5 protein-coding genes are annotated in these 9324 nt (G+C 63.2%); all 5 read right to left on the reverse strand.

Features of this window, described 5'->3' with window-relative positions; all coding sequences use genetic code 11:
* Window positions 1–6: 6 nt before the first annotated feature.
* Window positions 7–2691, reverse strand: a complete 2685-nt coding sequence (infB, locus tag E4J93_RS05125) for a translation initiation factor IF-2 (protein WP_147588380.1) — start codon at window positions 2689–2691, stop codon at window positions 7–9.
* Window positions 2692–2758: 67 nt separating this feature from the next.
* Window positions 2759–4027 carry a transcription termination factor NusA gene (gene nusA, locus E4J93_RS05130; RefSeq protein WP_147588381.1) on the reverse strand — a complete coding sequence of 423 codons (1269 nt, stop codon included), beginning with the start codon at window positions 4025–4027 and terminating at the stop codon, window positions 2759–2761.
* Window positions 4027–4527, reverse strand: coding sequence for a ribosome maturation factor RimP (gene rimP, locus E4J93_RS05135; RefSeq protein WP_147588382.1), 501 nt, complete (start codon window positions 4525–4527; stop codon window positions 4027–4029). Before rimP ends, nusA begins: the two co-directional genes overlap by 1 nt.
* 189 nt (window positions 4528–4716) lie before the next feature.
* Window positions 4717–7305 carry a leucine--tRNA ligase gene (gene leuS / locus E4J93_RS05140; protein ID WP_147588383.1) on the reverse strand — a complete coding sequence of 863 codons (2589 nt, stop codon included), beginning with the start codon at window positions 7303–7305 and terminating at the stop codon, window positions 4717–4719.
* 152 nt (window positions 7306–7457) lie between these two features.
* The gene (locus tag E4J93_RS05145; RefSeq protein ID WP_255431925.1) at window positions 7458–8549 is read right to left on the reverse strand and encodes a hypothetical protein; all 1092 of its coding nucleotides are present in this window, start codon (window positions 8547–8549) and stop codon (window positions 7458–7460) included.
* Window positions 8550–9324: the final 775 nt, after the last annotated feature.

Genomic DNA, 9324 nt, shown 5'->3' on the forward strand with positions numbered 1-9324 from the left:
CCTTCGCTACTCGGTACGGGCGACCTCGATGATCTTGTACGCCTCGAAGACGTCGCCCACCTTGATGTCTTGGAACTTCTCGATGCCCAGACCGCACTCGTAACCGTTCTTGACGGTCTTGACATCGTCCTTGAAGCGGCGCATGGAACCGAAGACGCCGTCGAAGATGACGACGCCGTCGCGCACGACGCGAACCTTGTCGTCGCGGCTGATCTCGCCCTCGGTGACCATGCAGCCCGCGATGAGGCCGGCCTTGGGGACGCGGAACGTGTCGCGGACCTCGGCGCAACCGGTCTGGACCTCTTCCTCGGTGGGAGCCAGCATGCCGATACGGGCGGCATCGATGTCCTCGATCGCCTTGTAGATGATCGAGTACGCCTTGATCTGCACGCTCTCCTTCTCCGCGGCGTCACGGGCCTTGCCCTGCGGGCGCACGCCGAAGCCGATGATGATGGCGTTGGACGCGGCTGCCAGCGAGACGTCGGTCTCGGAGATGGCGCCGACGGCGGAGTGGATGATGTTGATGCGGACCTCGGACTGGTCCATCTTGCCGATGGAGTCGGCCAGAGCCTCGATGGTGCCCTGCGTATCGGCCTTGACCACCAGGTTGAGCTCCTTGAGCTCGTTCTGGCTCATCTCCTCGAACAGGGTCTCAAGGGTGACGTGCTTGACCTTGTTCTGCTCCTCGATGCGCGCCTTGAGCGAGCGCTCGTCGGCGAGGTTGCGCGCATCGCGCTCGTCCTCGAAGACGCGGAACTCGTCGCCGGCGGCGGGAACGGAGTTGAGGCCCAAGATCTCGACGGCATCGGAGGGACGCGCCTCGTCCTTGTGCTGGCCGTGCTGGTCGAGCATGGCGCGGACGCGACCGTAGCTCGTACCGGCGACGATGGTGTCGCCCACGCGCAGGGTACCGCGCGTCACCAGGACGGTGGCGACGGGACCGCGGCCGCGATCGAGCTTGGCCTCGATGATGTTGCCCGAAGCGAACGTATCGGGATTGGCCTTGAGCTCGAGCACGTCGGCCTGCAGGATGATGGTTTCGAGCAGCTCGTCGATGCCGATGTTCTTCTTCGCCGAGACGTTGACGAACATGTTCTGGCCGCCCCACTCCTCGGGGATGATGCCGTACTCGGTGAGCATCTGGCGAACGCGGTCGGGGTTGGCCTCTTCCTTGTCGCACTTGTTGACGGCGACGATGATGGGCACGTCAGCCGCCTTGGAGTGGTTGATAGCCTCGATGGTCTGGGGCATGACGCCGTCGTCGGCAGCGACGACCAGCACGACGACGTCGGTGATCTTGGCGCCGCGGGCACGCATGGCGGTAAACGCCTCGTGGCCCGGGGTGTCGACGAACGTGATCTGGCGGCCGTTGATCTCGACCTCGGAAGCACCGATGTGCTGGGTGATGCCGCCGGCCTCGCCGCTCCACACGTTGGTATGGCGGATGGCGTCGAGCAGGCTGGTCTTACCATGGTCGACGTGGCCCATGACGGTGACCACGGGCGGACGGGGCTTGAGGTCCTTGGGATCGTCGTAGAAGCTGAAGGAGTTCTCCTCCTCGGCGGTGACGATGCGCACCTTGCGGCCCATGTCGTCGGCCACGAGCTCGACGAGGTCGTTGCTCATGGTCTGCGTCATGGTAAGCGGCGTGCCCAGCAGGAACAGGCGCTTGATGATGTCGTTGGCGGAGACGTCGAGCACCTCGGCCAGCTCGGCTACCGTGATGCCCTCGGAAACCTTGACGGCATCGAGGTCCTCGGGGTTGATGCCCTGGGCCAAGGCCTCCTCGAGCTTGCGCTCCTCGGCAGCAGCGGCGGCCTCGGCCTGACGCTTCTCCTTGCGCTTCTTGCGGCGGCCGGTGGACTCGCGCGAAGCCTCCTCGACGGCGGCACGCGCCTGCTCGAGAACCTTCTCGCGGCTATATTCCTCCGCCTCGCGCGCCATGCGCGTGTAGCGGTCTTCCTCGACGTGCTGGGCGCCCTTGCGCTTCTTACCGCCCTTGGCGGCCTTGTCGGGGTTGGGGAAGTCGACGCCCGCGGGGACGGACGGCGCCGCGCTGGAGCGACGCGGGGCGGACGAGCGCTCGGAGCGGTCGTCGCGACCGCCGCGCTCGCCGCGAGCACCGCGACCGCGACGGGCGGGACGCTCGGCAGCGGCGGCGGACTGCTTCTTCGCGTCCTCTTCCTTCTTCTCCTTCAGCACGACCTCCTGGGCCGCGATCTGGTCGAGCAGGGAGCGGAAACGCGAACCGGAATCGGAAGCGGGAACGGCGCGGCGCTTAGCCTCGAGCTCCTCCTGCTTGATGCGCTCGCGCTCGCGGCGGGCGGCCTCGCGGGCCTCCTCCTCGGCGGCTGCGCGCGCGGCCTCCTCGGCGGCCTGGGTGGCAAGGGAGAGACGGCGCTCTTCCTCGCGACGGGCCTCGGCGGCCAGACGCTCCTCCTCGGCCTTCGCCTTGGCAGCAGCCTCCTCGGCGGCAGCTGCCTCCTTCTCGGCGTTCTTCGCGGCCTCGATCTCGGCCGCGCGGGCCTCGAGCACCGGGGCGAGCTTCTTCTTCACCATGGAAACGTATGCGTCCTCGAGCGCGCTCGACGCCGACTTCGCGGGGATCTTCATCTCGGCAAGATGGTCCAGGAGCTCCTTGGACGTCATGCCGAACTCTTTGGCCAGGGTTGAAACGCGAACTTTCGCCATACGCCATTCACCTACCTCTCAAGCACATGCGTGCTCATACAAAACAAAACGGGCAGCGCATAACACGCTAGATGAGGTCGTCAGCCTCGTCGATGATGTCGGACGCGGAGTCGACGAGCTCGATGTCGTCGTGGACGCCGCAGAAACGAGAGCCGGGACGGGCCTGGTTGCGGCAACGGATGCCGTCTTCGCCCACGTGCGCGCAGCGCTCGGGCTCGTCATCCTCGACCGGAGCCAGCAGATCCTCCTCGGGAGCGGCGGGCACGGGCACGTTCTTGAGGATATCGGCAGCGAGCGTCTCGTTCTTGATATCGATGTGCCATCCGGTAAGACGCGCGGCAAGACGGGCGTTCTGGCCCTCCTTGCCGATGGCGAGCGAAAGCTGGTCGTCGGGGACGATGACGCCGGCGTAGCTCTTCTCGGCATCGATGAGCACGCGGCTCACCTTAGCCGGCGACAAGGCGTTGGCAACGTAGACGGCGGGGTCGGCATCCCACAGGATGACGTCGACGCGCTCGCCGCGCAGCTCGGAGACGACGGCGCGCACGCGGCTGCCCTTGGGGCCGACGCAGGCGCCCACGGGATCGAGGCGGTCGTCCAGCGAGTGGACGGCGACCTTGGAACGCATGCCGGGCTCGCGAGCGATGGACTTGACCTCGACGGTACCCTCGTAGATCTCGGGAACCTCCTGCTCGAAGAGGCGGCGAATCAACGCGGGATGGGTGCGGGAGACCACGATGGGCGGACGGGAGTGCTCGCCGCGGACGGGCTGCAGGTTGGAGTTGGGGTCGCGCACGTCGATGATCACGGCCTTGAGGCGCTGGTTGTGCGAGTAGCGCTCGCCCTGCGGACGCTCGTTGCGCTCGCCCTCGTAGCGGCGCTGGTCGAAGTGCGGAAGCTCGGCCTCGACGCCCTCGCGGATCTTCACGATGGTGAAGTCGGGCGTGGACTGCAGCACGGTGCCGTTGATGATGTCGCCGATACGGCCGGAGAACTCCTCGAAGATCTGCTCGCGCGCGGAGTTGCGCACGATGGCGTTGATCTCCGCCTTGGCATGCTGGGCGGCGATACGGGAGGTGTCGCGCGGGGTGACGTCGATCTCCTCCCACTCGGTGTAGTTGCCCTCTTCGTCCATGGAATCATCGATGGGGATGAGCTTGTAGACGTAGATCTTGCCGGAAGAGCGGTCGATGGTAACCTTCGCGCCCCAATCGAGATGCAGGATCTCGGCGTAGCTCTTGGCCAGCGACTGCTCGAGGCGGTCGATGAGGTAGAGCTGGTCGATGTGCTTCTCCTGGCAAAGCGCCATCAGCGCGTCCATCATATCGGATGCCATTAGTTCTCCTCCTTCTTGGACTTGAAGTCGAACACCGGCTTCAAGACGCACTTCTTGACTTCTACAAAGGGAATGGTGACGGTGTCGGGGTCCTCGCCGTCAAGCGAAAGCGTGACGTCATCGGGCGTCACCGCTGCGATGGCGCCCTTGAAGGCGCGGCGACCCTGCGTGGCCAACGTGGTGAGCTCGACCTGCTCGCCCGCGAAGCGCTCGAAATCGCTCGGACGGCGCAGCGGGCGCGCCATGCCGGGGCTCGACACCTCGAGCGTGTAGGAACCCGAGATGGGATCCAGGCCCTCGACGCAATCGGATACCCAAGCGTTCTGCGCGGTCACGTCGTCGAGCGATATGGCCTCGCCGTCCAAGCGGTCGATGCGAACGCGAACGCACGGCGCCTTGGTGGCGCCCACAACCTCGACATCGACGATATCGATGCCGTGCACGGATGCGACCTCCTCCAGCGCGTCGATGATCGACTGCTCGAGCTTGCTCTTGACCATGCAACACCTCCTCATACAAGAAAGGAAGCGGGGCCGAAACCCCACTCCCTCTTACGGAACAGCTTCAATTACGTGATAACTGTACCATGAACGCCAACTACGTGCAAATATTCGGCGAAACCACCCGGTTTTCAGGATGAACGGAGTGGAACTCATCACAAAGTAAACACGTACAGCAGCTCTCGTGGCTTATTTGACAACCAGGTTGACCAGCTTGCCGGGCACGCAGATGGCTTTGACGACCGTCTTGCCCTCGATATGCTTGGACACAGCAGCTTCAGCGGCGGCCTGCATCGCGGCGGCGTCGGCACCGGCCGGCACCATCACGCGGGCGCGCATCTTGCCAAGCACCTGGACGGCGATCTCCACCTCGTCGGCTGCGGCCTCGGCGACGTCGAACTCGGGCCACGGGGCGGTGTAGACGCTCCCCTCGCGGCCGAGGGCCGCATGCCACAGCTCCTCGCACGCGAACGGGCAGATCGGCGCCAGGACGGAGACGATGTCGGTAGCGATCATCTCGGTGAGCGCGGCGTCGCGTTCGTGGACGGCGACAGCGTTGAGATAGGCGTTCGCGGCGTTCACAAGCTCCATCATGGCCGAGATGGCGGTGTTGAACTGGCCGCGGTCAAAGTCCTCGGTGCAGCGGGCGAGCGTGCGATGGCGCTCGCGGTAGAGCTCGAGCGCGGACTTGGAAAGGGCCGCCTTGTCAAGCGCGGCGCCGTTCCCAGCCGTCTCGACGAGCTGCCAGACCGTACGCCAAGCGCGCTTGATGAAACGGTTGGCGCCCTCGACGGCCTTGGGGTCCCAGTCGAAATCCTTCTCGGGCGGGGCGATGAACAGAATCGCGAGGCGCATGGTATCGGCGCCGAAGGGCTCGATGACCGAGCTCGGGGGCACGACGTTGCCCTTGGACTTGGACATGGTGTCGCCGTTCTCATCCTTCACCATACCCTGGCACAGCAGGTTGGTGAAGGGCTCGTCCACGTCGAGCAGGCCCATGTCGCGCAGCGCCTTGGTGAAGAAGCGGCTGTAGAGCAGATGAAGGATGGCGTGCTCGATGCCGCCGATATAGTTGTCGACCGGCATGAAGCGGTTGGCCGCCTCGCGCGAGAAGGGCAGCTCGGTGTTGTGCGGGTCGGTATAGCGCAGGTAGTACCAGCTGGAGCACGTGAAGGTGTCCATGGTGTCCGTCTCGCGACGGGCGGGGGCGCCGCACACGGGGCAGGTGCACTCGTAGAACTCGCGGCACTCGGCAAGGGTCTCGCCGGCGCCGAGGTCGAGGTTCTCGGGCAGCGTCACGGGCAGCTGATCGGCGGGCACGGGAACGATGCCGCAGTGCTCGCAGTGGATGGCCGGGATGGGGTTGCCCCAGTAGCGCTGACGGGAGATGAGCCAGTCGCGCAGGCGGTACTGGACCGAGCGCTTGCCGGTGCCCGCGGCCTCGAGGTCGGCCACGATGGCCGCCTCGCCCTCGGAGTGCTTGCCGCCCGTCATACCGGTGTACTTGCCGGACTGGACCAGCGTGCCCTCGCAGGTGAGCGCCTCGTCCCAATCGACGGAGGTCACGCGGGTGCCCTGCTCGTCCTTGAGGTCCTCATAGAGCGGGTCGTCCTCGGAGAGGATGATCGGAACGATGGGCAGGTCGTACTTCTTCGCGAAATCGAAGTCGCGTGCATCGCCGCACGGAACGGCCATCACGGCACCGGTGCCGTAGTCGGAGATGACGTAATCGGCAACCCACACGGGCACCTTGGCGCCCGAGACGGGGTTGATGACGTAGCGGCCCGTGAAGGCACCGTGCTTCTCGAGCGTGCCCTGGGCGCGCTCGACAGCGGAGATATGCTTGGCGCCCTCGACGACCTCGCGCACGCCGGCCTCGTACTCGGTACCCTCGACCAGATCCATCAAACCCTTGTACTCGGGAGCAAGCAGGAAGAACGTGTTGCCGAACAACGTGTCGGCACGGGTGGTGAAGACGGTGATCTTGCCCTCGTCGCCGGAGATGGGCTCGCCGCCTGCATCGCACAGGGTGAAGTCGACCTCGGCGCCCTCGGAGCGACCGATCCAGTTTGCCTGCATCTGCTTGACGCGCTCCGGCCAGCCGGGGAGCTTATCCAGGTCGTCGAGGAGCTCCTGGGCGTACGCGGTGATCTTGATGTACCACTGCTCGAGGTCGCGCTTCTCGACCTCGGAGTCGCAACGCCAGCAACGGCCCTCGGTCACCTGCTCGTTGGCGAGAACGGTCTCGCACTTGGGGCACCAGTTGACGGGGTTCTTCTTGCGATAGACCAGCCCGCGCTCCCACAGCTTCTCGAAGATCCACTGGCCCCAACGGTAATAGTCGGGGCTGCAGGTCTTGACCAGGCGGTCCATATCGTAGGAGAAGCCCATGCGCTTCATGGTTGCAAGCGCCTGGTCCATGTTCTTGTACGTCCAGGCGGCCGCTTGGGTATTGTGCTTGATGGCGGCGTTCTCGGCGGGCAAGCCGAAAGCATCGAATCCGATGGGGTGCAGTACGTCGTAGCCGCGCATACGCGCCTGGCGCGCCATGGCGTCGCCGATGGTGTAGTTGCGCGCATGGCCCATGTGCAGGTCGCCCGAAGGATACGGGAACATCTCGAGAACGTACTTCTTGGGCTTGCTGGAATCGGTGTCCACGGCGAAGAGGTTCTGCTCTTCCCAAGACTTCATCCACTTGGTCTCGATAGCCTGCGCGGCATAGACGGGTATCTCCCCCGCCGGGCGCGCGGCGTGATTATGCTCGTGGCAATCGCACATGGTTGGCTCCTTGCTCTTGAAACGGCTTGGTTTGCGAAACAGTTAGTTCGTTATTCTATCAGCAGTCTTATGAAGGTGCATGGTCTCGCAAAGAATGAAGTAGATCGATGCGAGCCGCACTGGCATAACGGCCGGCGTCACGGCATATCCTCCTACCACCGATCTCCCCCGATGATGCCGTCGACGACGTCATCGAACGGAGGAATCACGAAGCGACGCCATAAAACGTAGCGCCGATACCTGGCTTCCATAAGAATCCGCCGGCTTTCATGGGAATCAACCGATGTCCTGAGGGCCGGTCGCATCGGCCTGCCCAACACCTTCCGGATCTGCTCGGCCAACGAGCAGAGATACTCGAAGTTATTCGCATCGGCACTCGTCAGCGCAAAATGCGGCAAACCCCGCACCGTAGCCAAATCGTTACGGCGATGCATGTCGAGCAACATCTTGGGGTCGCCGGCATGGGTCGAGAAGGAGTCGTAATCCACAGCAACGACGCGCCTCTCCCCCGAGCGCGATGTCGCCTCCAGCAGGATGTCTGGTATACGATTTTTACTTTTTCTTCTTCCATAGCGATCGATGCCATCGATCGTTGCAAATGCTCGGTTGAACGAGAGCCGACCCAGATCGAAACCGCCGTTTCGACTCGGAAGGCTCAAGAGCATCCCTAGCGAGCATTCCCTCGGCGAGCGCGCGTCATCCGCAACATAACGAAGCGCGCGGCGCGCCTTCTCCGAACCGCGCACGGGACCGATGCCATCGAGGAACGCTTCGATCCTCGGGCGCTTCGTCAACGCGCTATCGCCGCGCTCGCGAAACACAACGCCACCCTGCGCAACTGGTTCAAGCCGAAAATCCGAACAGAGGGCCATCCCGCAATAGATCGCGTCCTCGCACGACGACGATGCAGCGATCTGCACAAACGTGAACTCGGGGGAACAAATATACAGTTGCATGTCCGCAAGCGGACTCGGAACGGGAATGAGTGAGCCCGCTGGAAGATCGTTGGCGCACAGATGGCACCTGACGGCAGCGGCATGCCGACGCCTGGAAGGCTCGCCGACCAGACAGTCCAGCGGACCCCGAATACCGAAAACATCAAGAAGGAACTTTGCATCCTCGCTACTGGGACACAGCGCACCCGCAAGCGTAGCCCGGCTCTTTGTCGAATACCGATGTCTCGGGTTGAAGTCCGTCAACAGTTTCCGAAGCGCCGAGAAGTGTGAAATCACGATTTTTCGCATATGCCCCCCATCAAGACTCCCCCTGCACCCTCAATGGATACACTCTTCCCGATTTGGCGAGAGGATATCTCGCAATACGGATGCCATACATGCAATTGGTCTCGAATACGCCGCTCACGTTGGAAGGAAGACGTAGGTGCCGCCGGCCTTCTTTATGGATGAATTGGGATATCCAGCACGCAGCAAGAAACGAGAGAGATATACCTCGTATAGAACCTTCCCAAGATCAGAGATGGCAGGGAGCGCAGGCGCTACATCGGGTGCAAGGACACACGACTCCCGGGCCCCACGCGCGAAATGGCAAAGACGGCGGGATCGGCAGCCTATCGAGTCCGCAGCGACAAGCACCATATGAGATGAGTCCAAAGCCATCACGTCGATTCGCTATAGGGAGTTGACTGCATCTATTGGGATTTGTACGGCATGCAACAAAATTGATGCCGATCGAGGCTGAATTGCCATGCATCATCAGGTCTTATTGTTCTGTAAAAGGCCGACAGCAGCTTTAAGGGCAAAAGAGGCGAACAGATCCCTCATTATGCAGTCATATGGACGCGCGGATCGAACACGACTGACTCCAGGATTGCTCACGGCTCGGATTGAAGCGGGGATTCTAGAGACGCGAATTACATGGCGATGGTCTTGGGAGCCGAGCGGGAATCCAAACGATTTGTACCAGGATGCGCCATAGGGGCTGCGATTGACCCGGCATGAAAGACGATATGAGTTGAACATTGGAGCCCCTCCCCTTGTAGCTCTATCGTGGGTCGGGCGA

Source organism: Collinsella sp. BA40 (assembly GCF_008014645.1).
In the GTDB taxonomy this organism is placed as follows: Bacteria; Actinomycetota; Coriobacteriia; order Coriobacteriales; family Coriobacteriaceae; genus Collinsella.

Bases quoted from the DNA above. Each gene is read 5' to 3' on its own strand.
- rimP (WP_147588382.1), bottom strand. From the start codon at position 4,527: ATGGTCAAGAGCAAGCTCGAGCAGTCGATCATCGACGCGCTGGAGGAG.
- leuS (WP_147588383.1), bottom strand. From the start codon at position 7,305: ATGTGCGATTGCCACGAGCATAATCACGCCGCGCGCCCGGCGGGGGAG.
- E4J93_RS05145 (WP_255431925.1), bottom strand. From the start codon at position 8,549: ATGCGAAAAATCGTGATTTCACACTTCTCGGCGCTTCGGAAACTGTTG.
- infB (WP_147588380.1), bottom strand. From the start codon at position 2,691: ATGGCGAAAGTTCGCGTTTCAACCCTGGCCAAAGAGTTCGGCATGACG.
- nusA (WP_147588381.1), bottom strand. From the start codon at position 4,027: ATGGCATCCGATATGATGGACGCGCTGATGGCGCTTTGCCAGGAGAAG.